Raw genomic sequence first — 25,576 nt, 5'->3', positions numbered from 1 at the left:
GGGTCCGGCCGACGGGATTAGGGTTTCGCCATGCAGGAAACGATTCGCATCATCGGCATCGATCCGGGGCTTCGCCGCACCGGCTGGGGCATCATCGAGACGCTCGGCAATTCGTTGCGCTTCGTTGCGTCCGGCACCGTGACCTCCGATGGCGACATGGACCTTGCCTCCCGCCTCTGCCAGCTGCATGACGGCCTTTCCGAGGTCGTGCACGGCTATCAGCCGCACGAGGCCGCGGTGGAGCAGACCTTCGTCAACAAGGATGCGACGGCGACCCTGAAACTCGGCCAGGCGCGCGGCATCGCCATGCTGGTGCCGGCGCGCGCGGGCCTGCGCGTGGCGGAGTATGCGCCGAACGCGGTGAAGAAGGCCGTCATCGGCGTCGGGCACGGCGAAAAGCAGCAGATCCACATGATGCTGAAGGTGCTGATGCCGAAGGCGACCTTCACCGGCAACGACGCCGCCGACGCGCTCGCCATTGCCATCTGCCACGCCCACAACCGCCAGGGCCTCTCCGGCCGCCTCACCAAGCTCGCGGGCTGATTTGTTCTTGACTTGTTCCGGTCTGGCCGTTAAGTAATACCTCAGAGGTATTACCATGCGTGTGACGGAAAAAGGCCAGGTGACGATCCCCAAACCCATCCGCGACCGGCTCGCCATCGAGCCCGGCTCGGAAGTGGATTTCGTCGTGTCGGATGAAGGTGTGATGCTCGTCAAGGTTGGCGACGGCAAACCCGGCTTTGATGATTTCGAAGCCTGGGCGGCCAGTGTCCAGGGCACCTGGGATCTGGACGGCATGACGCCGGACGAATATTTCGAATGGCTGCGGGGGCCGCGTGATGACCTCGACCGTCGTTGATACGAATATCCTCATCGACATGCTGGGCCCGGATCGGCCACAGCGGAACTGGTCCTTCAACGCGCTGAAGCGATGCTTGGAAGAGGGGGAACTGGTCCTCAATCCCGTCGTCTGGTCGGAGCTTGCGACCTCGCCGCTCAGCGAACTGGAACTCAACCTCGCCTTCGGCTGGCTGCGCATGCGGCGCGAACCTCTGTCCTACGAAGCCGCCTTCGCCGCCGGCAAGGCGCATTATGCCTATCGCCGGGCTGGCGGGTTGCGCGAGCGCACGCTTCCCGATTTCCTGGTCGGCGCGCAGGCGGAAGCGCGGGGCCATCGCCTGCTCACCCGCGATGCCGCGCGCTATCGCAGCTATTTCCCCGCACTCGACATCATCTCTCCCGAAACCCATCCCTGACGGATTTTCTCATGATCGGCAAACTCAAGGGCACAATCGACGAGATCGGCGAGGACCATGTGGTCGTCGACGTGCACGGCGTCGGCTACGTCGCCTTCTGCTCGGCGCGCACGCTCGGCAAGCTCGGTTCGAGCGGCGAGGCGGCGGTGCTGTTCATCGAGACCTATGTACGGGAGGACCAGTTCAGGCTGTTCGGCTTCCTGACGGCGCTGGAGCGGGAATGGTTCCGGCTGCTGCAGAGCGTGCAGGGCGTGGGCTCCAAGGTGGCGCTGGCCGTTCTCTCGACCCTGACGCCAGGGGAACTCGCCAACGCCATCGCGCTGCAGGACAAGACGGCGGTGTCGCGCGCGCCGGGCGTCGGGCCGAAGGTGGCGGTGCGCATCATCACGGAACTGCGTAACAAGGCGCCGGCCTTCGCGGGGGAGGCGTCCGCCTCGATCGGGCTCAAGCAGGAACTCGGCGAGGGCGTCGCCTCCGCGCCGGTTTCCGATGCCGTCTCGGCGCTCACCAATCTCGGCTATTCGCGCGACCAGGCGGCCAATGCGGTCGCGGCGGCACTGAAGAATGGCGGGGAGGAGGCCGATAGCGCCAAGCTCATCCGCCTCGGCCTCAAGGAATTGTCGCGGTGATGCGGTTGCCTTCCTTGGCCGACAATGGGATTAGGCGCTCATGAGCGACGAGAACAGACTGCTTTCGCCGGAAAAGCGCGGCGAGGACATCGATACCGCCTTGCGGCCGCAGACGCTGGACGATTTCACCGGCCAGGCGGAGGCGCGCGCCAACCTGAAGATCTTCATCGAGGCCGCGAAGAACCGCGGCGAGGCGCTCGACCATGTGCTGTTCGTCGGGCCGCCCGGCCTCGGCAAGACGACGCTGGCGCAGATCATGGCGAAGGAGCTCGGCGTCAATTTCCGTTCGACCTCCGGTCCCGTTATCGCGAAGGCCGGCGACCTTGCGGCGCTGCTCACCAATCTCGAAGAGCGCGACGTGCTCTTCATCGACGAGATCCATCGCCTCAACCCGGCCGTCGAGGAAATCCTCTATCCGGCCATGGAGGATTTCCAGCTCGACCTCATCATCGGCGAAGGCCCGGCGGCGCGTTCGGTGAAGATCGACCTGTCAAAATTCACCCTCGTCGCCGCCACCACGCGCCTCGGCCTCCTCACCACGCCGCTGCGCGACCGCTTCGGCATCCCGGTGCGGCTGAATTTCTACACCGCCGAGGAACTGGAGCTGATCGTGCGCCGCGGCGCGCGGCTGATGGGCCTCGGCATGACGGAAGAGGGCGCGCGCGAGATCGCGCGGCGTGCGCGCGGCACGCCGCGCATCGCCGGGCGCCTCCTGCGCCGAGTGCGCGATTTTGCCGAAGTGGCGCGGGCCGAGGCGGTGACGCAAAAGATCGCCGACGAGGCGCTGACGCGGCTGCTGGTCGACAATATGGGGCTTGACCAGCTCGACCGGCGCTATCTGTCGATGATCGCGCACAATTTCGGGGGCGGGCCTGTCGGCATCGAGACCATCGCGGCCGGGCTTTCTGAACCGCGCGACGCGATCGAGGACATCATCGAGCCCTACATGATCCAGCAGGGTTTCATCCAGCGCACGCCGCGCGGCCGTGTTTTGACCGTAAATGCCTGGAAACATATGGGCCTGACGCCGCCGAAAGACCTGGAGGCGACGCAGTTCAGGCTGTTTTCCGAGGACGATTGAGTGATCACCCGCCGCGGTTTGCTGAAGGCTTTTGGCGGCTTCATCGCAGCGGGGTTTGCTTCCTCCGCCTATGCGGTGGGCGTCGAGCCGATGCTGCGGCTGCGCACGGTGACCTACCGGATCGTGCCGCCCGGCTGGCCGACAGGCCAGACGCTGCGCCTCGTCGCGCTTGCCGATATCCATGCCTGCGAGCCGTGGATGAGCGCTGCGCGCATCCGCGGCATCTGCGAACATGCCAACACGCTCGGCGGCGATATCGTCCTGCTGCTCGGTGACTACCTTTCGAGCATGCGGGCCGTCTGGGGTAAGGTGCCGCCGGCCGATTGGGCCGCGGCGCTGTCGATCCTGAAGGCTCCGCTCGGCGTGCACGCGGTGCTTGGAAATCATGACTGGTGGGACGACCTGGAAGCGCAGGCGGCCGGCGGCGGGGAAACGTTCAGCCATCGCATGCTTCGCGAGGCCGGCATCGCGGTCTATTCCAACCGGGCCGTGCGGATCGAGACAATGACGGGCGCGTTCTGGCTCGCCGGCCTCGAGGACCAGATCGCGCTTCGGCCGGGCCGGCAATGGAATCGCGGCGGCTTCGTCGGGCTGGATGACCTGCCGGGAACGCTCGCGCAGGTGACGGACGACGCGCCGCTCATCCTCATGGCGCACGAGCCGGATGTTTTCCCGCGGGTGCCGTCCCGGGTTTCCCTGACACTCTCGGGGCATACGCATGGCGGGCAGGTGCGCCTTTTCGGCTACTCGCCCATGGTTCCCTCCGCCTATGGCAACCGCTATGCCTACGGTCATGTCGTCGAAGACGGTCGGCACCTCTGCGTCTCCGGCGGGCTCGGCTGCTCGATCGCGCCGATCCGCTTCGGCTCACCCCCGGAAATCATGGTCGTCGAACTCGGCTGAGCGTGAAACCCTTGCAATTGCCGGCGCTTTGCGGGAGAGAGGCGGAAATTCTTGCCGGGCAGGGCCATGACGGATTTCGACCACCATCTTTCAGGCGAACTGAGCGAAGCGGGCCATCGGCTCGCGCAGCGGGTCTATTACGAGGACACGGACTTCTCCGGCGTCGTCTATCACGCCCGCTACCTGCATTTCCTGGAGCGCGGGCGCACGGACTACCTGCGGCTGCTCGGGGTCGAGCAGGGCAGCCTCATTCTGGAAGAGGACCGCGAGGGACTGGTCTTCGTCGTGCATCGCATGGAGATCGACTTCCGGCTGCCTGCGCGCATGGACGATATCCTGACGATCCTCACCGCCACCGAAAAGGCCGGCGGGGCGAAGATGATCCTCAACCAGGAAATCCGCCGGGGCGAGCAATTGCTGATCGCGGCGCGCGTCATCATCGCCGTCATCAATGCGGCGGGCCGGCCGCGGCGGCTGCCGGAGGGGCTGGCGGCGCGGTTCCTTGCGAGGGCAGGGCGCGTTGCCGGCGCGCATTAGCAGTAACACTCCCTTAACCATAATGATGTCTTACTCGCTTCATGAGGATTTTGTGCACTGCACGTCATCCTTTAACCAAAATTGCCGTCAAGAAGGCAGGTTGTAAGCGTTTGACCGGCATGGCGGCCGGCGGCATCAACCGGACATTCTTGACGGACATGCGGAGCGGGTGCGGAGTAAATCCTTCCGAGCGACGCCATGTTTGTGAATGCCGATGCGGGAACCACCTCCCAGGAGACCGCAACGGCGTGAATGTTACCCGGTTCGAGCCGCAAAGGCCCGTGCCGGGTGTCTGGATTCGGGGACATAGGTCTATGGAACAAGTGGGTTTGGAAGCGGCGGCGAATGTGACCCTTTGGGGTCTCTTCATGCAGGCCGGGTTCGTCGTGAAGCTGGTCATGCTCGGCCTCATTGCCGCGTCCGTCTGGACCTGGGCCATCGTCGTCGACAAGACGGTGAGCTATGGGAAGGCGCGCCGCCAGCTCGACAGTTTCGAGCAGGTCTTCTGGTCGGGCCAGTCGCTGGAGGAGCTGTACCGCACGCTCTCTGACCGCCAGACCTCGGGCATGAGCGCCATCTTCGTCGCCGCGATGCGCGAATGGAAGAAGAGCTTCGAGCGCGGCGCGCGTTCGCCGATCGGCCTGCAGATGCGTATCGACCGGGCAATGGACGTGACGCTCTCGCGTGAATCGGAGACGCTGGAAGCGCGGCTCGGCTCGCTCGCCACCATCGGTTCGGCCGCGCCCTTCGTCGGCCTGTTCGGCACGGTCGTCGGCATCATGACCTCGTTCCAGGCGATCGCCGGTTCCAAGCAGACGAGCCTTGCGGTCGTGGCGCCCGGCATTGCCGAAGCGCTTCTGGCCACCGCCATCGGCCTTCTTGCCGCAATTCCGGCGGTTATTGCCTACAACAAGTTCTCTGCCGATGCCGGCAAGCTGACGGCGCGCATGGAAGGTTTCGCGGACGAGTTCTCCGCCATCCTGTCGCGCCAGATCGACGAGAAGCTGCAGCCGCGCGCCGCGGCGCAGTGACCGGCCTTTAGACGGAGAACGATGCCATGGGCATGTCAGTCGGAGCGAAAAATGCAGGCGGTGGCCGTCGCCGTCGCGGCGGAGGCAAGAGGGCCCCGATGAGCGAGATCAACGTGACGCCGTTCGTCGACGTCATGCTCGTTCTGCTCATCATCTTCATGGTGGCGGCGCCCCTGATGACGGTCGGCGTGCCGCTCGACCTGCCGAAGACGCAGGCGAAGGCTCTCAACGCCGACACGCAGCCGATCACCGTTTCCGTCAAGGCGGACGGCCAGGTCTACCTGCAGGAAACGCCGATCCCGATCGACGAGATTGCCGCAAAGCTCCAGGCCGTGGCGACCACGGGCTATACGGAGCGCGTCTTCGTGCGCGGCGACGGCACGGCGCCCTATGGCGTCATCGCCGACGTGATGTCGCGCATCCAGGCCGGCGGGTTCACCAATATCGGCCTCGTCACCGAGCAGAAACCGGACAGGTGATCGCACGCCATGAAGGGCAGCCTCGCCACATCCGCCGTCATCCACTCCCTGGTTCTCACCTGGGCGCTGGTTTCGCTCGGCAGTCCTGAAAGCTTCGACGTCGCCAATGTCGAGGCCATGCCGGTCGATATCGTGTCGATCGAGGAGCTGACGCAGATCCAGCAGGGCGACAAGAAGGCCGAAATGAAGGAAAAGGCCGCGCCTATCCCGACAAAGAAGGAAACGCCGGTCGAGAACGCGGAAAATGCCGGCGAAAACGACGTCGACCTGAAGAACCTGCCGACGCCGGAGGAAAAGCCGCGCGACATCGAGACCGCCGCCGCGCCGGAAAAGGCCGAGAAGGTCGTGCAGACGCCGGACACGAAACCCGTCGAGGACGTCAAGCAGGAAGAGCCTGCGAGCGAACCCTCGACCGAGGTTGCGGCGCTTCCCGAGACCAGGCAGGAGGTCAAGCCCGACCCGAAGCCCGAGGCGACGCCTTCCGAGGAGAAGCCGGCCGAGGTCGAGGATGCCGAGGCGCTGCCGGACAGGATCCCGCTTCCCGAGATGAAGCCGAAGCTCGAGACGAAGAAGGCGGAGACCGCGGAAAAGCCGGCCGAGAAGAAGGTGGAGACGGCGAAGGCCGAGACCGCCAAGACGCCGGACCGCAAGAAGGACCAGAAGAAGAAGCAGGAAAAGGCGAGCTCGCTGAACGACAGCGACTTCAACGCCGACGAGATCTCCGCGCTCCTCAACAAGGAAAAGGCGGCCGGCGGCGGTGCGAAGCGCTCGCAGGAACAGGCGGCGCTCGGCGGCAAGAAGACGACGAGCGGCACCAAGCTGTCGCTCAGCGAGATGGACGCGCTGCGCGGCCAGATCCAGAACAACTGGTCGATCATCCCTGGCCTTGCCGATGCCGCCGACGTGCGCATCAAGGTCACGATGCAGCTCGACCAGAACGGCGACATCATCGGCGAGCCGGAAGTGGTCGCGACGGGCGGTTCGGATACCGCGCGCCGCGCGCTTGCCGGCGGCGCCCGCCGCGCCATCATGAAATCGCGGCCCTTCAAGGGCCTACCCCCGGAAAAATATGATGCCTGGAGCGAAGTCGTCGTGAACTTCGACCCCAGCCAGATGATGTAATACCAAGTCTCGATGATAGGAGCCTATGGGTTCCTATCATCGAGACTTGGTATAAAACTAGGAAGGCCTAGATTTATGTTCAGACGCACTCTCCTCCGTTTGCTGGTCGTGCTGACCGGCCTTGCGGCGTCCCTGCCGCAGGCCTGGGCGCTCGTGGAAATCAACATCAACAAAGGCAATGTCGAGCCGCTGCCGATCGCCGTCACCGATTTCATCGCCGGCGGCGATCTCGGCCAGCGCGTCACCGACGTGATTGCGGCCGACCTCAAGCGCTCCGGCCTCTTCGCGCCGGTGAACAAGCAGGCTTTCATCGAGAAGATATCCAATCCCGACCAGGCGCCGCGCTTCGATGACTGGAAGGTCATCAATGCACAGGCCCTCGTGACGGGCCGCGTGACGCAGGAGGGTGACGGGCGCCTGCGCGCCGAGTTCCGCCTGTGGGACACCTTCGCCGGCAAGCAGATCACCGGCCAGCAGTTCTATACCCAGCCGGAAAACTGGCGCCGCGTCGCGCACATCATCGCTGACGCGATCTATGAGAGCCTGACCGGCGAGAAGGGCTATTTCGACACCCGCATCGTCTATGTCGCCGAAAGCGGCCCGAAGACGGCTCGCAAGCGCCAGCTCGCCATCATGGACCAGGACGGCTTCAACGCCCGCGCGCTCACCAACGCCAACGAGCTGGTCCTGACGCCGCGCTTCTCGCCGAACCGCCAGGAAATCACCTACATGTCCTTCGAGGGCAACCAGCCGCGCGTTTACCTGCTCCAGCTGGAGACGGGGCAGCGCGAGGTGGTCGGCAACTTCCCGGGCATGACCTTCTCGCCGCGCTTCTCGCCGGATGGCCAGAAGGTCATCATGAGCCTGCAGCAGGAAGGCAATTCCAACATCTACACGATGGACCTGCGCTCGCGCACCACGACGCGGCTCACCTCGACGGCGGCGATCGACACCTCGCCCTCCTACTCGCCGGACGGCTCGCAGATCGTCTTCGAGAGCGACCGCGGCGGCAGGCCGCAGCTCTACGTGATGGGCGCCGACGGCTCCAACCAGCGCCGCATTTCCTTCGGCGACGGTTCCTATTCCACCCCGGTCTGGTCGCCGCGCGGCGACCTCATCGCCTTCACCAAGCAGTCGGGCGGCAAGTTCTCGATCGGCGTGATGAAGACGGACGGTTCGGGCGAGCGCATCCTCACCTCCGGCTTCCACAACGAGGGGCCGACCTGGGCGCCGAACGGACGGGTGCTGATGTTCTTCCGCCAGGCCGCCGGTGCCGGCGGTCCGCAGATCTATTCGATCGACCTTTCCGGCTACAACGAGCAGATCGTGCAGACGAAGGGTTTTGCTTCCGACCCGGCCTGGTCGCCGCTTCTGGAATAGCATCGACACGCGTAAGGCGGGCCTGCCGCGTTCTTGCCGCAAAGTCCTGTAAATCAGGCGGCAGCGAGACGCGGCAGGCCCGTCTCCATTTGATATGCCGGGGGCCGGGGACGGTCTTACAAGCAATCGTTAACCATAATCGTTGAACGCGGATTAACCGACCGCGGTTACAGTCTGGCAACCCTGATTGAAACCGACGCTTCAACGAACTTGACGCAAGAACTGATGCAAGGAGACCGGCTCATGAGCCGCATTCATTCCCCGGCCGCTGGCCGCATGCAGACCATCGCCCGCAACCCGGCAATGATCGCCCTGTTCATGACGCTGGCGCTTGCCGGCTGCGCATCCAAGAAGAACATGCCGAACAATGCCGGCGACCTCGGCCTCAACGGTGGCGCAGGCGCGGCGACCCCGGGCTCGCAGCAGGACTTCACCGTCAATGTCGGCGACCGCATCTTCTTCGACACCGACTCCTCGTCGGTTCGCGCCGATGCTGCCGCGACGCTCGACCGTCAGGCCCAGTGGCTGCAGCGCTACCCGAACTACGCCATCACGATCGAAGGCCATGCCGACGAGCGCGGTACGCGTGAATACAACCTCGCGCTCGGCGCACGCCGCGCTGCCGCGACCCGCCAGTACCTCGCTTCGCGCGGCGTTCCGGCAAACCGCATGAAGACGATCTCCTACGGCAAGGAAAAGCCGGTCGCCGTCTGCGACGACATTTCCTGCTGGTCGCAGAACCGCCGCGCCGTGACCGTTCTGGGTGGCGCCGGCATGTAATTCCTTCCAGGGAAGGATGCGGAAAAGGCGGCCGAGAGGCCGCCTTTCTTTTTTCAACACACTTTGGCCGAACTCCGTTGCTTTTTGAGAGTATTTGGAAAACTCTTCGGCAGCGCTTCGGCGTACAATGGGACCAACAGGACGAAGATAGATGAAGAAACTTGTCGCGGCAGGCGTTCTCAGTCTCGCAGCGGTAGCAGGCATGGTCGGGCCGATCAGCGCATCGCCGCTTTTCCCGCTTGCGAACGGCTTCCTGCCGGCACAAAGCGAGCGGGCAGAGAAGGGCAACGTGATCCTGGCACAGGCCATGGATCCGCGCGTCGGGCAGCTCGAAGAGCAGATCCGCAGCCTCAACGGCCGGATCGAGGAAATGAGCTACCAGCTCCTGCAGATGCAGGAGCAGCTTCGCAAGACGCAGGAAGACAACGAGTACCGTTTCCAGGATCTCGAAAGCGGCAAGAGCGGAGGCTCCGGCAAGAGCGGCGCCCTCGACAAGCCGGTGAACGGCGGGACTGCCGACCAGCAGATCGCCACGAACAGGGGGCCGGCGGATGACACCGCCGGAACCGACACGCTCGGCACGGGTGGCGGTGCCCAGCCGCAGGAACTGGGCTCGATCCGCTTCGACGAGAACGGCAACCCGATCGGTGCCGACGCCAATCCGGACCTGAACAACCAGAGCGCCTCGATCGGCAACGACAATTCGCTGCCGGGCGTGGAGAACGGCCTGCCGCAGGCCTCGCAGTCGTCTTCCGCCTCGCTCGACAATCCCGACGATCTCTATCAGGTCGCCTACGGCCATGTTCTGTCCGGCGACTACCAGCTCGCCGAACGCGAATTCCGCGACTATCTCGATATCTTCCCGAAGGGCGAGAAGGCGGCGGACGCCAATTTCTGGCTGGGCGAGGCCCAATATTCGCAAGGCAACTTCAACGATGCCGCAAAGACCTTCCTCAACGCCCACCAGACGTTCAGCAAGTCGAAGAAGGCGCCGGAAATGCTGCTGAAGCTCGGCATGTCGCTTGCCGCCCTCGACAACCGCGAGACCGCCTGCGCGACGCTGCGCGAAGTGAACAAGCGCTACCCGAACGCCTCCAAGGCCGTGAAGACCAAGGTTTCGTCCGAGCAGAGCCGTCTGTCCTGCTGATTGCGGACGGAAGAAACACCGTGGCCCATGCGGACGATCCCGCTTTTGAGGCAGCCGGCCGTTTCCTGAAGAGTTTCAAGCATCCCGCGCACCTGCTGGTCGCCGTTTCCGGCGGCAGTGATTCGACGGGGCTCCTCGTGGCGCTTGCCACGCTTCGCGCGGCCGGGCGCTATCCCGGCATCACCCTTTCCGCCTGCACGATCGACCATGACCTGCGGCCCGGCTCCGCCGGGGAGGCTGCATGGGTCGGCGCCCTTTGCGCACGCCATGGCGTGAGGCACGTCATCCGCCGCTGGGAAGGCGAAAAGCCGGTTTCCGGCCTGCAAGCCGCCGCCCGCGCCAGGCGCTACGGTCTCCTCGCCGACGTCGCCGTGGAAATGGGCGCCGATGCCGTTCTCGCTGCCCATACGCGCGACGACCAGAACGAGACCGTGGCGATGCGCGCTGCGCGGTCGGCGGAAGGGATCGGCCTTTCCGGGATGGCGGATGCCGTCCTGCTCCATGGTGCCGTCTGGCTGCTGCGGCCTTTCCTCGCCATCGACCGGGCGGCCATCCGCGCCTTCCTCGCCGCGCGCGGCGAAGGCTGGCGCGAGGATCCAAGCAACGACAATCCCCGCTTCGAGCGGGGCCGCATCCGGGCGCGCGGCGTTTTGCCCGAACCTGCCGGCGGGGACAGGGTCTTGCTTTCCCGATGCGCGGCCGCCTTCCTGGCCGAAAACGTCCGGACGGAGGGCGCCTTCTTCGCGCTGGCACCCGCGGCCATCGGCACCCTGCTTGCCGATCCGGCGGCCTGGCGTGGCTTTCTGGTGCTGGCGGCGGTGGCGGGGGGGCGGGTTCATGCCCTTGAGGCGGCGTCGGCCGGTCGCCTGCGGGGATTCCTTGCCAGCGGCACACTGTCGCGGCTGACCGCCGGCCGCGTGGTCTTCGATCGCCGGCGCGACGGCCTTTTCCTCTACCGCGAATGCCGCGGCATCGAGACCCTTGCCCTGCCGGCAGGCGCGGCGGCCGTCTGGGACGGGCGATACCATGTCGCCAACCGTGCCGGCCGGACGATCATGGTTTCGGCTGCCGGCAGCGGGCGAGGGCGGGATGACGGCGCCGGACTGGGCGGACCCGCCTTGCGCGCCAGCCGCGCCGCGCCGCGCCTGGAATTCGAGCATGGCGGGCGAGTGCCTGCGAATCTTGCCGCCATCGAGCCCCTGGTGGCGCCCTATGCCCGTTTCCTGCCGCGCTTCGACCTGCCGCTTGCCAATGCGCTCGCGGAGATTCTCGGGCGCGCGCCGTTTTCGTCTCCGCCGAACGAATGAAGGCGCGCATGAAAGCGTTGTGGTAGAATGGAGGCAATGTCGACGGCAGGCGGCCGCAGGGCCATCCTCGTCGTTGACGATATTGAGAGAAAAGCCCTGGTCCCGTGTGCTTTGCCTTGGCAAGGCCGCATGGCGACCCTATGTTAGGCGACAGAGAAGCGGCCGGGAAACTCCGGCCGGGAAAGTGCCCGGAACGTTCGATGAATCCCAATTTCCGCAACTTCGCCCTGTGGGCGATTATCGCCCTCTTGCTGATCGCGCTGTTCAGCATGTTCCAGACGAGCCCGGCGCAGACCGGCTCGCGGGAAATCCCCTATTCGCAGTTCCTGAAAGAGGTGGACTCGAGCCGGGTGAAGGAAGTCGTCATCACCGGCGACAAGATCGTCGGCAGCTATGTCGAGACCGGCGCGACCTTCCAGACCTATGCGCCGACCGGCGACAATTCGCTCGTCCAGCGGCTTGAGGCGAAGAACGTCGTCGTCAGCGCGCGGCCGGAGACGGATGGCTCGTCCGGGTTCCTCAGCTATATCGGCACGCTGCTGCCCATGCTCCTGATCCTCGGCGTCTGGCTGTTCTTCATGCGCCAGATGCAGGGCGGCTCGCGCGGGGCGATGGGTTTCGGCAAGTCCAAGGCGAAGCTGCTCACCGAAGCGCATGGCCGCGTGACCTTCGCGGACGTCGCCGGCGTCGACGAAGCCAAGCAGGACCTCGAGGAGATCGTCGAATTCCTACGCGACCCGCAGAAGTTCCAGCGCCTTGGCGGGCGCATTCCGCGCGGCGTGCTGCTCGTCGGCCCGCCCGGCACCGGTAAGACGCTGCTCGCACGCTCCGTAGCGGGCGAGGCGAATGTGCCCTTCTTCACCATTTCCGGTTCCGACTTCGTCGAGATGTTCGTCGGCGTCGGCGCGAGCCGCGTGCGCGACATGTTCGAGCAGGCCAAGAAGAACGCGCCCTGCATCATCTTCATCGACGAAATCGACGCCGTCGGCCGTCACCGCGGCGCGGGCCTCGGCGGCGGCAATGACGAGCGCGAGCAGACGCTGAACCAGCTTCTCGTCGAGATGGACGGTTTCGAGGCCAATGAAGGCATCATCCTGATCGCCGCGACCAACCGGCCCGACGTTCTCGACCCGGCGCTCCTGCGTCCCGGCCGTTTCGACCGCCAGGTCGTTGTGCCGAATCCCGACATCGTCGGCCGCGAGCGCATCCTCAAGGTGCATGTGCGCAACGTGCCGCTGGCCCCGAATGTCGACCTCAAGGTCCTTGCCCGCGGTACGCCCGGCTTTTCCGGTGCCGATCTCATGAACCTCGTCAACGAGGCCGCGCTGATGGCCGCGCGGCGCAACAAGCGCCTCGTCACCATGCAGGAGTTCGAGGACGCCAAGGACAAGATCATGATGGGCGCCGAGCGCCGTTCCTCGGCCATGACCGAGGCGGAGAAGAAGCTCACCGCCTATCACGAGGCCGGCCACGCCATCGTCGCGCTCAAGGTGCCGCTTGCGGATCCGCTGCACAAGGCGACGATCATCCCGCGCGGCCGCGCGCTCGGCATGGTCATGCAGCTTCCCGAGGGCGACCGCTACTCGATGAGCTACAAGTGGATGGTCTCGCGCCTCGCCATCATGATGGGCGGCCGCGTCGCCGAGGAGATCACCTTCGGCAAGGACAACATCACCTCCGGCGCCTCCTCCGACATCGAGCAGGCGACCAAGCTCGCCCGCGCCATGGTCACCCAGTGGGGCTTTTCCGACCAGCTCGGCCAGGTCGCCTATGGCGAGAACCAACAGGAGGTCTTCCTCGGTCATTCGGTCGCGCAGCAGAAGAACGTCTCCGAGGCGACCGCGCAGAAGATCGACAACGAGATCCGCCGCCTGATCGACGAGGCCTATGCCGAGGCCAAGCGCATCATCACCGAGCAGCACCATGAATTCGTGGCGCTTGCCGAAGGCCTGCTCGAATATGAGACGCTGACGGGCGACGAGATCAAGGCGCTCATCCGCGGCGAGAAGCCGGCGCGCGATCTCGGTGACGACACGCCGCCGCATCGCGGTTCCGCCGTGCCGAAGGCCGGCCACAAGAAGGGCGGCGAGGCGGAAGGCGGCCTGGAGCCGCAGCCGCAATAAGGCGAGCCGCCGAAAAAGAATCGAAGACGGCCGGGAAGTCTTTCCCGGCCGTTTCTTTCGGTAACGGTCTGTAACGAATTCTGATGCGCGGGTGGATGCTCTTTTTTCGCTTTTGTGGCAAGGAAATGGGGCGGCCGCACGATGTTTAAGGTTTGAACGACGGGGCGGCTATAGAATAGTTTCGCCCCGCGGCCCGTCTTAAAGGCTGGGCGTGGCAGGATGAACGCATCAGGATCGGGCGCGGCACGAGTGCCGCCCGGCCAGCGATTTTCAGGAGTGACTATGAAGCGTCGTTATTTCGGTACGGACGGCATTCGGGGACAATCCAACATTTTCCCGATGACGCCGGACCTTGCCATGCGGGTCGGCATCGCCGTGGGTACGATCTTCCGCCGTGGCGCGCATCGCCACCGCGTGGTGATCGGCAAGGACACGCGCCTTTCCGGCTACATGTTGGAAAACGCCATGGTGGCGGGCTTTACCGCCGCCGGCATCGACGCCTTCATTCTCGGGCCGATCTCGACGCCCGCCGTCGCCATGCTGACGCGGTCGCTGCGCGCCGATATCGGCGTGATGATCTCCGCCTCGCACAATCCTTTCTACGACAACGGCATCAAGCTCTTCGGTCCCGATGGCTACAAGCTCTCCGACGAGATCGAGATGGAAATCGAGGAGCTGATCGACAGGGACATCACGGCGCAACTCGCGAAGGCCGCCGATATCGGCCGGGCGAAGCGCATCGACGGCGTGCATGACCGCTATATAGAACATGCCAAGCGCACGCTGCCGCGCGACACGACGCTGAAGGGCCTGCGCGTGGCCATCGACTGCGCCAATGGCGCTGCCTACCGCGTCGCCCCCGCCGCCCTCTGGGAACTCGGCGCCGACGTCGTGACGATCGGCAACGAGCCGGATGGCCTCAACATCAATCTCGAATGCGGCTCCACCCACCCGGACGCCCTGCAGCGCAAGGTGCATGAGGTGCGCGCCGATATCGGCATCGCGCTCGACGGCGATGCCGACCGCGTGCAGATCGTCGACGAGAACGGCAAGATCATCGATGGCGACCAGCTGATGGCTGTCATCGCCGAAAGCTGGGCGGCGGACGGCATGCTGCGCGGCGGCGGCATCGTCGCGACCGTCATGTCCAATCTCGGCCTCGAACGCTTCCTCTCCGGCCAGGGCCTCGGCCTGCAGCGGACCAAGGTCGGCGACCGCTATGTCGTCGAGCACATGCGCCAGCACGATTACAATGTCGGCGGCGAGCAATCCGGCCATATCGTCCTGTCCGATTTCGGCACGACCGGCGACGGTCTTGTCGCCGCGCTCCAGGTGCTCGCCTGCGTCAAGCGCAGCGGCAAGACGGTGAGTGAGGTATGCAACCGCTTCGAGCCGGTGCCGCAGGTGCTGAAGAACGTGCGCATCCAGGCCGGTTCGCCGCTGGAGGACGCCGTGGTGCGCCAGGCGATCGCCGATGCCGAAAGCGAGCTCGCCCGCAACGGCCGCCTTCTCATCCGCCCCTCCGGCACGGAGCCGCTGATCCGCGTGATGGCGGAAGGTGACGACCGGGCACAGGTGGAGCGCATCGTCGATGAGCTGGTGGGCGTGATCGGCTCGGTGCGCAACGCCGCCTGAGCCCGCCCGACGCATTTTTTGAAAAGGCCGAAGCTCTGCTTCGGCCTTTTCTTTTCCGCTCAAGTCGCGTCGAAGTTTCTTCCGGAAGCTTTCGGCAATTTATTCATCCTTTACCGAATTCGTGAACGACCATTAACAAATACGGTAAATCTTTGTAGTTAATCGCCCCTTAACCTTTCCTCGCCATTATCCGTGGCTGATCGAGGGACTTGGAATCCGGCGCGCCGGCCATCCCAAGCAAAGCCTATTGGAGCAAGGCCATGAGGAAAGTTTTGAGTGGCGTGGTTGCCGTCCTGCTGACGGGCACGTCGGGTTATGCGGCCGATGTCTACCAGCCGGAGGTCATCGAGGCGCCGGTGCAGGAAACCGTCATCGAGACGGGCGGCTGGTACCTGCGCGGCGACATGGGCTGGTCCTATAACAAGATGCGCGGCGCGAGCTTCTACCAGGGTTCGAACGACACCTATCGCAGCTTCGATTCCACGCGCCTGAAGAGCGGCTTCACCATCGGCGGCGGTGTCGGTTACCAGATCAACGACCACTTCCGCACGGACGTGACGCTCGACTACATGTTCAAGTCCAAGTTCAAGGGCTCGACGACGGGCGGCTGCGGCGTCGCCGTGAACTGCACCTCCACCGACGTCTCCTCGCTGACCGCCCTCAGCCTGCTCGCCAACGCCTATGTCGACATCGGCACCTACGGCATCGTCACGCCCTATGTCGGCGCAGGTATCGGCGGCACCTATGTGAACTGGAAGGGCCTCAAGAACACCTCGTGCGAAACCGGCGACCCGACGAACTGCGACCCGACCTTCGAACATCGCGGCAGGAAGAGCTGGCGCTTCACCTATGCGCTGATGGCCGGTGCTTCCGTCGACGTCACCTGCAACCTGAAGGCCGACCTCGGCTATCGCTTCCGCCATGTCACCAAGGGCGAGATGTTCGGCTTCAATGCCGGCGGCGGCCCGGGCTACGACAAGGGCTTCTACAGCCACGAGGCACGCGCCGGTCTGCGCTACGCCTTCAACGGCTGCGAGCAGCAGGCCTATATCCCGCCGGCCGAAATCCCGATCGAGCAGCCGGTCTACAAATAAGCGGCGTACTGCCGACCGCCTTGCAAGGCCGCCCTCCGGGCGGCCTTTTCGCATTCCCGAACGCGTTGCAGATCCGGACACTTAACCGTTTCTTCATGCCTTAAGATTTATGGTTAACCAACGGTGTAGGGTGGCGATCTCTTAAGGATGCAAGGCCCTGCGCCGATCACGCAACCGCCGGCCCGCCCGGCCTTGAGGGATCGAGACCATGTTCCGCCGCATCGCACCGCTTGGTATTGCCATTCTTGCCGGCCTCGTCGCGACGAGCGTGACGGCGAGCGATCTCGACATCATCAACGCGCCGGAAATCGACGTCTCCGGCAGCACGGTGGCCGAGGGCTGGTATATCCGCGGCGATCTCGGTTACTCCGGCTGGGTCAAGCACGACAAGCCGAACTACAGGATCGATGCCTTCGGCGCGACCTTTGCTGACGGGGATTTCGACAATGCCCGCTTCTCCAAGCCCATCTCCTACGGTGTCGGCATGGGCTACCAGTTCAACAATTTCCTGCGCGCCGACCTGACGACGGACTTCTTCAACGGCTCGCTGCGCGGCAGCTCGAACCTCGATTCGCCCTGCATCGCAGCCCCGGCGGGCACGACCTGCCGCCTCGGCCAGAAGGCGGACTACAGCGCGGCCCATTTCCTGGCAAACGGCTATGTGGATCTCGGAACCTATGCCGGCATAACGCCCTATGTCGGTGCAGGTGCGGGCGTGACCTACATGAAATGGGACAGCTTCCGCACCCAGGCGAACTGCCAGAACGACACGGGCTCCTGCGCAGGTGCGACCTTCGACGAGCTCCGCGTGAAGGGCGACGACAGCTGGCGCTTCACCTATGCGCTGATGGCGGGTGCCGCCATCGACCTCACCGAACGCGTCAAGCTCGACCTCGGTTATCGTTTCTCCGACATGGCGGGCGGCAAGGCCTTCGGCGGCACGGCCGAGGTGCCCGGCGTCGGCTCGGTCAGCGTCAAGGGACGGGACGAGGGCTTCCAGAAGCATGAGTTCCGTGCGGGTATCCGCGTCACCACCTGGTGACACCCCTTTCTTTGCTTGCGCGGCGGCGCGTCGGGAAACCGGCGCGCCGTTTCCGTTGCGCCGCATTATTTTTCGTTCGCGACATAATCCTCTTGACTTGAAAACGGCTCTTCCATATTCACGGCGGCGGGACACTCCTCCCCAACGAGGAGCTATCTATCTGGAAGGATAGCGATCATGACGAAGACCGTCACACCGCCGGACGTGCGTCCGAACAATACCCATTTCTCTTCTGGCCCTTGCTCGAAGCGCCCAAATTGGTCGCTCGAAGCGCTTTCCGATGCTCCGCTCGGTCGTTCGCACCGCGCCAAGATCGGCAAGACCAAGCTCAAGCAGGCCATCGATCTCACCCGTGACGTCCTGGAAGTGCCGGCGGATTACCGCATCGGCATCGTGCCGGCCTCCGATACCGGCGCCGTCGAGATGGCGCTGTGGTCGCTGCTCGGCCCGCGCGGCGTCGACATGGTCGCTTGGGAAAGCTTCGGCTCTGGCTGGGTTTCCGATGTCGTGAAGGAGCTGAAGCTCCCCGATACGCGCAAGATCATGGCCGATTACGGCCTTCTCCCCGACCTTTCCATGATCGACTTCGACCGTGACGTGGTCTTCACCTGGAACGGCACGACCTCGGGCGTGCGCGTGCCGAACGCCGACTTCATCCCGGCCGACCGCAAGGGCCTGACCATCTGCGACGCGACCTCGGCCGCCTTCGCGCAGAACCTCGATTTCGCCAAGCTCGACGTCGTCACTTTCTCCTGGCAGAAGGTGCTGGGCGGCGAGGGCGCGCATGGCGTCATCATCCTGTCGCCCCGCGCCGTCGAGCGGCTGGAAAGCTATACGCCCTCCTGGCCGATGCCGAAGATCTTCCGCATGACCAAGGGCGGCAAGCTGATCGAGGGCATCTTCCAGGGCGAGACGATCAACACGCCCTCCATGCTCTGCGTCGAGGACTATATCGATGCGCTCAACTGGGCCAAGCAGGTCGGCGGCCTCAAGGGCCTGATGGCCCGCGCCGACGCCAATGCCAAGGTCATCTTCGACTTCGTCGAGAAGAACGAGTGGATCGCCAATCTCGCCAAGGATCCGGCGACGCGCTCCAACACCTCGGTCTGCCTGACGATCGCCGACAAGGACGTGCTGGCGCTCGATGCCGACGCCCAGGCCGCTTTCGCCAAGGGTTTCGTCGCCCTCCTCGACAAGGAAGGTGTCGCCTACGACATCGGCGCTTATCGCGACGCCCCGTCGGGCCTGCGCATCTGGGCCGGCGCCACCATCGACACGGCCGACCTCGAAGCGCTGATGCCGTGGCTCTCCTGGGCCTTCGAGACCCAGAAGGCGACGCTCGCCAAGGCCGCGGCCTGATTTTGCGACTGGCTTCGTCCTCAGGGCGAAGCCACCCTTGATCTCATCTCCCTGATCTATTGAAGGAGGCCTCTCATGGCACCTCGCGTACTCGTATCCGACGAACTGTCGGAAACCGCCGTCCAGATCTTCCGCGATCGCGGCGTCGATGTCGATTTCCAGCCGAAGATCGGCAAGGACAAGGACAAGCTTGCCGAGATCATCGGCAATTATGATGGCCTCGCCATCCGCTCGGCCACCAAGGCGACGGAAAAGCTGATCGCGGCGGCGACCAACCTCAAGGTCATCGGCCGCGCCGGCATCGGCGTTGACAATGTCGATATCCCGGCCGCCTCGCGCCGCGGCATCATCGTCATGAACACGCCCTTCGGCAACTCGATCACCACGGCCGAGCACGCCATCGCGCTGATGTTTGCCGTCGCCCGCCAGCTTCCGGCCGCCGACGCCTCCACCCAGGCCGGCAAGTGGGAGAAGTCGAAGTTCATGGGCGTCGAGATCACCGGCAAGACGCTCGGCGTCATCGGCGCCGGCAATATCGGCTCCATCGTCTGCTCGCGCGCCATCGGCCTCAAGATGCACGTCATCGCCTATGACCCGTTCCTCTCCAAGGAGCGCGCCGAGGAGATGGGCGTGACCAAGGTCGAACTGGACGAGCTGCTGGCCAAGGCCGACTTCATCACGCTGCATGTTCCGCTCACCGACAAGACCCGCAACATCCTGAACGCCGAGGCGCTCGCCAAGACGAAGCCGGGCGTCCGCATCGTCAACTGCGCCCGCGGCGGTCTCGTCGATGAGAAGGCGCTGGCGGAAGCCCTGAAGTCCGGCCATGTCGCCGGGGCCGGCTTTGATGTCTTCGAGGTCGAGCCCGCCACCGAAAGCCCGCTCTTCGGCCTGCCGAACGTCGTCTGCACGCCGCATCTTGGCGCATCGACCACGGAAGCGCAGGAGAACGTCGCCCTCCAGGTCGCCGAGCAGATGTCGGACTACCTCGTCAAGGGTGCTGTATCCAACGCCATCAACATGCCGTCGATCACCGCCGAGGAGGCGCCGATCCTGAAGCCGTTCATCCGCCTTGCGGACGTGCTCGGCGCCTTCGTCGGCCAGGTCACGGAAAGCGCGATCAAGGAAATCGAGATCCTCTACGACGGCGCGACGGCCTCGATGAACACCAAGGCGCTGACCAGCGCGGTGCTCGCCGGCCTCATCCGCCCGCAGGTGGCCGACGTCAACATGGTCTCGGCGCCGGTCATGATCAAGGAAAAGGGCATCATCCTGTCGGAGGTCAAGCGCGACAAATCGGGCGTCTTCGACGGCTATATCCGCCTGACGGTAACGACCGGGAACCAGACCCGCTCGATTGCCGGCACCGTCTTTTCCGACGGCAAGCCGCGCTTCATCCAGATCAAGGGCATCAACCTCGATGCCGACGTCGGCAACCACATGGTCTACATCACCAATACCGACGTTCCCGGCATGATCGGCTTCATCGGCACGACGCTGGGCGAGGCGGGCGCCAACATCGCCAACTTCCAGCTCGGCCGCGACAAGCAGGGCGGCGATGCGATCGCGCTGCTTTATGTCGATGCCGCCGTCTCCGAGGATGTCCTGAACAAGCTGCGCGTCAACCCGGCCATCCGCCAGGTCAAGTCGCTGGTCTTCAACGTCGACTGATCTTCGTCCTCCCAAGACGAACAGAAAGGCCCGCCGGATCTCTCCGGCGGGCCTTTTCTCTGGCGGCATTCACGGGGATCAGGCGGTTTCACGACTTGGAACTCGAAGAGACCATGTTGCAGGGGACTGCAACATTGAAAATCCAGACAAGATTTAAGCGCCCGAATCAGGGGTGGATCTTCATGGAATACAGGTTCTTGCGGGTGACTTCTTGCATTTGTCAGTTGTTCTTCTCTTTCGGCCGTCCCCATTCGGCAATCGCGATGCCGCCGAGTACCAGAAGAAGGGCGACGATGTGGAACAGGTGCATCGTCTCGCCGATCAGCGCGACGGACAGGATGGTGCCGAAGACCGGGATGGCATTGATGAAGAGACCGGCCCGGTTGGCGCCGATCATCTCCACGCCGCGCACATAGAGCACCTGCGAAAGCAACGAGGGGAAGATGCCGGCATAGAGCACGACGATCCAGCCGGTGGTATCGGGAAAGATCGCGGCGCCGCGCGACACTTCCCAGAAGAGCAGCGGAAGGGCGCTGAGGAACGCGCCGAAGACGGGCGCGGCGATGAAGCTCTGCCAGTGCATCTCCGGCTTCCAGCGCAGCGAGACCGTATAGGCGGCATAGACGATGCAGGCGCCGAGCATCAGGGCATCGCCGAAGTTGAACTCCAGTTCCGCCAATGCCGAGAATTCGCCATGCGCGGCTGTTACAAGAACGCCGACCAGCGTGACGGTAAAGCCGAGAACCTGCGCGATCGAGGCCTGGATGCGGAAGAGCGCGAAATTGAAGACGAAGATCAGCATGGGGATGCCGGCCTGCTCGATGACGGCGTTGATGGCGCTGGTATAGCCGAGCGCGGTGTAGAGCAGGGCGTTGAAGGCGGTGAAGCCGAAGACGCCGTAGAGAAGCAGCTGCAGCCAGTGCCGGCGGATCGCCGGCCAGTCGCGCTTCACCTGCGGCAGCATGAGAACCAGGATGACGCCGAGCGCGATGGTCCAGCGGAAGGTGGTCAGCACCATCGGGCTGACATGGCCGACGGCAAGCTTGCCGGCCACCGAGTTCGCGCCCCAGAAAAGCGAGGTGACGCACAGGTAGAAATAGGCTCTGCTGTTCAAGGCGGCTGGGTCCGATAGGTGGAAGGATGCATGCAAGGCGGGCCGGCGGGTGGCCCACATAAGGTGAAAAACCGCCAGATGTCATGCAAAAAGCGGATTGCGGCCGTCATAACAGGGTCGCAATCCCAAGGACAACACAGTATAGATGCGCGGGTTTGTGTCAGGCGCGCGCATGCGTGCGTAACAGCAAGGCGCTCGTGCGCGAAAACGGGAAAGATGAAATGACGAACGTCGTGGTGATCGGATCGCAATGGGGTGACGAAGGCAAGGGCAAGATTGTCGACTGGCTTTCCGAACGCGCCGATATTGTCGTGCGCTTCCAGGGTGGTCACAATGCCGGCCATACGCTCGTCATCGACGGCACGAGCTACAAGCTCTCGCTGCTGCCTTCCGGTGTCGTGCGCCCGGGCAAGATGGCCGTTATCGGCAACGGCGTCGTCGTCGATCCGCATGCGCTGATCGCCGAGATCGACAAGCTGGAAAAGCAGGGTGTCAAGATCTCGCCGGAAAACCTGCGCATCGCCGACAATGCGACCCTCATCCTCTCCCTGCACCGCGAACTCGACGGTATCCGCGAGGACGCGGCCTCCAACTCCAATTCCGGCGTCAAGATCGGCACCACCCGCCGCGGCATCGGCCCGGCCTATGAGGACAAGGTGGGCCGCCGCGCCATCCGCGTCATGGACCTTGCCGATCTCGACACGCTGCCGGGCAAGGTCGAGCGCCTGCTGACGCATCACAATGCGCTGCGTCGCGGCCTTGGCGAAAGCGAAATCACGCATGATGCGATCATGCAGGAGCTGACCTCGGTCGCCGACCGCGTCCTACCCTTCCGCGAGACGATCTGGCTGATGCTCGACAAGGAGCGCCGCCGCGGCGCACGTATCCTGTTCGAAGGCGCGCAGGGCTCGCTGCTCGACATCGACCACGGCACCTATCCGTTCGTGACCTCGTCGAACACGGTGGCCGGGCAGGCCGCGGCCGGCTCGGGCATGGGGCCGGGCTCGCTGGGCTATATCCTCGGCATCACCAAGGCCTATACGACGCGAGTCGGCGAAGGCCCGTTCCCGACGGAGCTGAACGACGAGATCGGCCAGTTCCTCGGCGAGAAGGGTCATGAATTCGGCACGGTGACGGGGCGCAAGCGTCGCTGCGGCTGGTTCGACGCGGCACTGGTGCGCCAGTCGGTCGCCACCAACGGCATTACCGGCATCGCGCTCACCAAGCTCGACGTGCTCGATGGCCTCGACGAACTGAAGATCTGCGTCGGCTACACGCTCGACGGCAAGGAAATCGATCACCTGCCGGCGAGCCAGGGCCAGCAGGCCCGTGTCGAGCCGGTCTACATCACGCTCGAAGGCTGGAAGGAATCGACCGTCGGCGCGCGCAGCTGGGCGGATCTTCCGGCCCAGGCGATCAAATATGTGCGCCAGGTCGAAGAGCTGATCGGCGCCCCGGTCGCCCTGCTCTCGACCAGTCCGGAGCGGGACGACACCATACTTGTGACCGACCCGTTTGAGGACTAATCTCAAGCTCAACACCAGTTCCGTGACGTATTCCAATGAGATAGCGAGCGGACACGACGGAAAGTTCTGATGGCGGATTTTGTAGCAGTCATTCGAAGGGCCGTGGACGGCCTCTCGGACAACAACGCCGAGATGCGGCAGAAGGTTTACGAGAAGGCCCGCGGCGCCGTCCGCCGGCAGCTCGAATCCATGAACCCGCGCCCTTCCGATGACCTTGTGAAGCGTCAGCTCGACAAGCTCGAGGCGGCGATCAACAGCGTCGAGATAGACCATGCCGAGGCGCTGCCTGCCGAGGACATCGCGCCGGAACCCGCCGAAGAGGTGTTGCAGCCGGAGCCGGTGGCGGAGGAACCCGCCGCCGTTCCCGAAGCTGAAGAAGCGGTTGCCGAGACCGAGCCGGTGCATCATGAGGAGCCAGTCGCCGAGGCCGTAGACGCGCCTGCCGATGAAGCAGAAGCACAGGCGATCGAGGAGGAGCCGGCCGCCGAGCCGCCGGTGGAGGATACCCCGCCGGCCGAAGCCTATGCCGAGCCCGAGCCTGAGCACGCCGCGCCCGCCGAAGACCTTGCGGGGCAGGAAGAGCAGCCGGCCATCGTCGAGGCGCACAACGAGCCGTCCTGGCATGTCGAGGCCGCACCGGCTGACGACTATGTGCCTTCCTGGCAGGAGCCGGAACAGGAGCCTGCGCACGAGGCGGAAGCGGAGGAGACGGCCGAGGCCGCCGAGCCGCAGGTGCAGGCCGATCCGGTGCATGGCGATCCGGTGCATGAAGAGCAGGTGCCCGACGCCGAGCCGGCGGCGGACACCCGCATGCCCTCGGCCGAGGCCCAGTGGAACTGGAACGAGGCGAGCCCGGCCGATATGACGGCGGAAAACCATGTCCAGCCGGCGGACACCACCGCCAGCGACCCGCTCGCCTGGGACTGGCCGGAGGAGAAGGCCGCACAGCCGGAGGCAACGCCGGAACAGGCGTCTTCACGCGACTGGGGCGATCTCGACGAACTTCTCGGCCACGGCCCGAAGGCTGGTGCGGCCGCTGCCGGTGCGGCCGCCATGGCAGAGGCTGGGCTTGCCGATGCGACATCTTCCACGCCGACCGTGGAAACGGCCCGCGCGCCGCAGCGCTCCTTCCGCGCCGAGCCGCGCAAGTCGCGCCTCAATGTCGCGGCGCTCGCAGCCGTGGTGGCGCTGGTCGCCCTTGTCGGCGGTGCCGGCGCTGCCTACTGGTTCAACCGCGATACGGTGAACGACTGGGTCAACGAGCGGATCGCCGCCTTCACCGCGCCCTCCACCGAAACGCCGGCAGAAACCCCGCAGACGGCCGAGACCGCCGAAGGCAGCCGCAGCCTGCCGGCGGCGAACACCACCTCGGGCGCGACGGCCCAGACGCCGGACACCGCGGCAGGCACATCGACGAACACCGAGGTTGCCGTGGCAACCCCGAGCGGTACCGGCAAGTTCACGCAGCGCCTCCTGGCGGATGGGACCGAAGTGGACGAGGGGCCGGCCGCCGCGCTCGACGGCGCAACGCCGGAAGAGGGCAAGTCGGTCGCCGCGCAGACCCCGGAAACGGCGGGCGTGACGACGGAAGACGGTCCCGCGGCAGCCAGCGGCACGACGACGGGCGAGGCGACCCCTGAAACCGACGGCGCGGCACAGACGCCTGCCGGCACGGGCGATGCGACGACCACGACGGAGGGCGGTACGCCCGCAGCCACCGGCGAGCAGCCGGCGATCGGCGTGACGCAGAAGATGTTCCTCTACGAAGAGCGCCTCGGCCAGACGGCGCCGACGGCGATCGAAGGCACGGTGGCCTGGTCGAGCGCGGAAGAATCGCCGGGCGGCGACGCCAAGGACGAGCCGGTGGTGCGCGCGCAGGTCAACGTGCCCTCCAAGGGCCTGACGGCGCTGATCACCTTCCGCCGCAACGGTGACCGCTCCCTGCCGGCGAGCCATCTGGTGGAGCTTGTCTTCTCGCTGCCGGAGAATTTCGAAGGCGGCGGCATCGAAAGCGTGCAGCGCGTGGCGATGAAGCGCACCGAGCAGGATCGCGGCGACGCCCTGATCGCCGTGCCGGCGAAGATCACCGACGATTTTCACATGATCGCGCTTAACGACTTCCCCGAGGCGATCGCCAAGAACACGGACCTCCTGCGCACCCGCAGCTGGATCGACATCCCGATCACCTACCGCAACGGCCGCCGTGCGCTGATCACGCTCGACAAGGGCACGGCCGGCGCGGAGGCTTTCGACAAGGTGATGAAGGCCTGGGCGACGCTCGGCACGCCGGGCAGCCAGTAAGGCGATTTTCCGTCAAGGCAAAAGCCCGGCTCTGCCGGGCTTTTTCATGCCCGGCCGGT

23 protein-coding genes are annotated in these 25,576 nt (G+C 64.9%); 22 read left to right on the top strand and 1 reads right to left on the bottom strand.

What is annotated here, in order from left to right:
- The first annotated feature begins 30 nt into the window (after positions 1–30).
- From ruvC to serA, 20 genes are all read left to right on the top strand, one after another.
- Positions 31–543 (top strand): crossover junction endodeoxyribonuclease RuvC, encoded by a 513-nt coding sequence (gene ruvC / locus WMC41_RS16500; protein WP_432344878.1) that lies wholly within the window; start codon positions 31–33, stop codon positions 541–543.
- A gap of 55 nt (positions 544–598) precedes the next feature.
- Complete coding sequence (locus tag WMC41_RS16495) at positions 599–859, top strand: AbrB/MazE/SpoVT family DNA-binding domain-containing protein (RefSeq protein WP_064331122.1); 261 nt, start codon at positions 599–601, stop codon at positions 857–859.
- On the top strand, positions 840–1,256 hold the full coding sequence (locus WMC41_RS16490) for a type II toxin-antitoxin system VapC family toxin (protein ID WP_432344876.1): 417 nt from the start codon (positions 840–842) through the stop codon (positions 1,254–1,256). The genes WMC41_RS16495 and WMC41_RS16490 overlap by 20 nt, the downstream gene beginning before the upstream one ends.
- An 11-nt stretch (positions 1,257–1,267) precedes the next feature.
- Entirely contained in the window at positions 1,268–1,885 is a 618-nt protein-coding gene (gene ruvA, locus WMC41_RS16485) for a Holliday junction branch migration protein RuvA (protein WP_432344874.1), read from the top strand.
- Positions 1,886–1,925: 40 nt separating this feature from the next.
- The gene (gene ruvB, locus WMC41_RS16480) at positions 1,926–2,966 is read left to right on the top strand and encodes a Holliday junction branch migration DNA helicase RuvB (RefSeq protein ID WP_244768336.1); all 1,041 of its coding nucleotides are present in this window, start codon (positions 1,926–1,928) and stop codon (positions 2,964–2,966) included.
- A complete protein-coding gene (locus tag WMC41_RS16475; RefSeq protein WP_244768337.1) occupies positions 2,967–3,869 on the top strand; it encodes a metallophosphoesterase in 903 nt (300 codons plus the stop codon). It begins immediately after the preceding gene.
- Positions 3,870–3,935: 66 nt separating this feature from the next.
- Positions 3,936–4,406, top strand: a complete 471-nt coding sequence (gene ybgC / locus WMC41_RS16470) for a tol-pal system-associated acyl-CoA thioesterase (RefSeq protein WP_288079820.1) — start codon at positions 3,936–3,938, stop codon at positions 4,404–4,406.
- A gap of 314 nt (positions 4,407–4,720) precedes the next feature.
- On the top strand, positions 4,721–5,437 hold the full coding sequence (gene tolQ, locus WMC41_RS16465) for a protein TolQ (protein WP_244768339.1): 717 nt from the start codon (positions 4,721–4,723) through the stop codon (positions 5,435–5,437).
- A gap of 26 nt (positions 5,438–5,463) precedes the next feature.
- Positions 5,464–5,916, top strand: coding sequence for a protein TolR (gene tolR, locus WMC41_RS16460; protein WP_244768340.1), 453 nt, complete (start codon positions 5,464–5,466; stop codon positions 5,914–5,916).
- 9 nt (positions 5,917–5,925) lie between these two features.
- Entirely contained in the window at positions 5,926–7,038 is a 1,113-nt protein-coding gene (locus tag WMC41_RS16455; protein ID WP_244768341.1) for a hypothetical protein, read from the top strand.
- A 75-nt stretch (positions 7,039–7,113) separates the two neighbouring features.
- Entirely contained in the window at positions 7,114–8,418 is a 1,305-nt protein-coding gene (tolB, locus tag WMC41_RS16450; RefSeq protein WP_244768342.1) for a Tol-Pal system beta propeller repeat protein TolB, read from the top strand.
- A gap of 243 nt (positions 8,419–8,661) precedes the next feature.
- Positions 8,662–9,198, top strand: coding sequence for a peptidoglycan-associated lipoprotein Pal (pal, locus tag WMC41_RS16445; protein WP_064331113.1), 537 nt, complete (start codon positions 8,662–8,664; stop codon positions 9,196–9,198).
- Between the two features lie 151 nt (positions 9,199–9,349).
- Positions 9,350–10,345 carry a tol-pal system protein YbgF gene (gene ybgF / locus WMC41_RS16440; protein ID WP_244768343.1) on the top strand — a complete coding sequence of 332 codons (996 nt, stop codon included), beginning with the start codon at positions 9,350–9,352 and terminating at the stop codon, positions 10,343–10,345.
- Between the two features lie 20 nt (positions 10,346–10,365).
- Entirely contained in the window at positions 10,366–11,652 is a 1,287-nt protein-coding gene (gene tilS, locus WMC41_RS16435) for a tRNA lysidine(34) synthetase TilS (RefSeq protein ID WP_432344870.1), read from the top strand.
- A gap of 200 nt (positions 11,653–11,852) precedes the next feature.
- The gene (gene ftsH / locus WMC41_RS16430; RefSeq protein WP_244768345.1) at positions 11,853–13,775 is read left to right on the top strand and encodes an ATP-dependent zinc metalloprotease FtsH; all 1,923 of its coding nucleotides are present in this window, start codon (positions 11,853–11,855) and stop codon (positions 13,773–13,775) included.
- 282 nt (positions 13,776–14,057) lie between these two features.
- Entirely contained in the window at positions 14,058–15,410 is a 1,353-nt protein-coding gene (glmM, locus tag WMC41_RS16425; RefSeq protein WP_244768346.1) for a phosphoglucosamine mutase, read from the top strand.
- 260 nt (positions 15,411–15,670) lie between these two features.
- Positions 15,671–16,504 (top strand): outer membrane protein, encoded by an 834-nt coding sequence (locus WMC41_RS16420; RefSeq protein ID WP_244768347.1) that lies wholly within the window; start codon positions 15,671–15,673, stop codon positions 16,502–16,504.
- Between the two features lie 208 nt (positions 16,505–16,712).
- Positions 16,713–17,546, top strand: coding sequence for an outer membrane protein (locus WMC41_RS16415; protein ID WP_244768348.1), 834 nt, complete (start codon positions 16,713–16,715; stop codon positions 17,544–17,546).
- A 177-nt stretch (positions 17,547–17,723) separates the two neighbouring features.
- Positions 17,724–18,905 carry a phosphoserine transaminase gene (locus WMC41_RS16410; RefSeq protein ID WP_432344866.1) on the top strand — a complete coding sequence of 394 codons (1,182 nt, stop codon included), beginning with the start codon at positions 17,724–17,726 and terminating at the stop codon, positions 18,903–18,905.
- A 75-nt stretch (positions 18,906–18,980) separates the two neighbouring features.
- Positions 18,981–20,576 carry a phosphoglycerate dehydrogenase gene (gene serA, locus WMC41_RS16405; RefSeq protein WP_244768350.1) on the top strand — a complete coding sequence of 532 codons (1,596 nt, stop codon included), beginning with the start codon at positions 18,981–18,983 and terminating at the stop codon, positions 20,574–20,576.
- A gap of 220 nt (positions 20,577–20,796) precedes the next feature.
- On the opposite strand, the gene WMC41_RS16400 is transcribed toward serA, so the two are convergent.
- Complete coding sequence (locus WMC41_RS16400) at positions 20,797–21,690, bottom strand: DMT family transporter (RefSeq protein WP_244768351.1); 894 nt, start codon at positions 21,688–21,690, stop codon at positions 20,797–20,799.
- 221 nt (positions 21,691–21,911) lie between these two features.
- Between WMC41_RS16400 and WMC41_RS16395 the strand changes: the two genes are divergently transcribed.
- Both WMC41_RS16395 and WMC41_RS16390 read left to right on the top strand, forming a co-directional pair.
- On the top strand, positions 21,912–23,216 hold the full coding sequence (locus WMC41_RS16395) for an adenylosuccinate synthase (RefSeq protein ID WP_244768352.1): 1,305 nt from the start codon (positions 21,912–21,914) through the stop codon (positions 23,214–23,216).
- A 69-nt stretch (positions 23,217–23,285) separates the two neighbouring features.
- On the top strand, positions 23,286–25,517 hold the full coding sequence (locus tag WMC41_RS16390) for a hypothetical protein (protein ID WP_432344861.1): 2,232 nt from the start codon (positions 23,286–23,288) through the stop codon (positions 25,515–25,517).
- Positions 25,518–25,576 lie beyond the last annotated feature (59 nt).

The sequence above is a fragment of the Shinella yambaruensis genome (assembly GCF_050859155.1).
In the GTDB taxonomy this organism is placed as follows: domain Bacteria; phylum Pseudomonadota; class Alphaproteobacteria; order Rhizobiales; family Rhizobiaceae; genus Shinella; species Shinella yambaruensis.
Note: the sequence above shows the minus strand (reverse complement) of the source record. Positions and strands in the feature narration are given on the sequence as shown.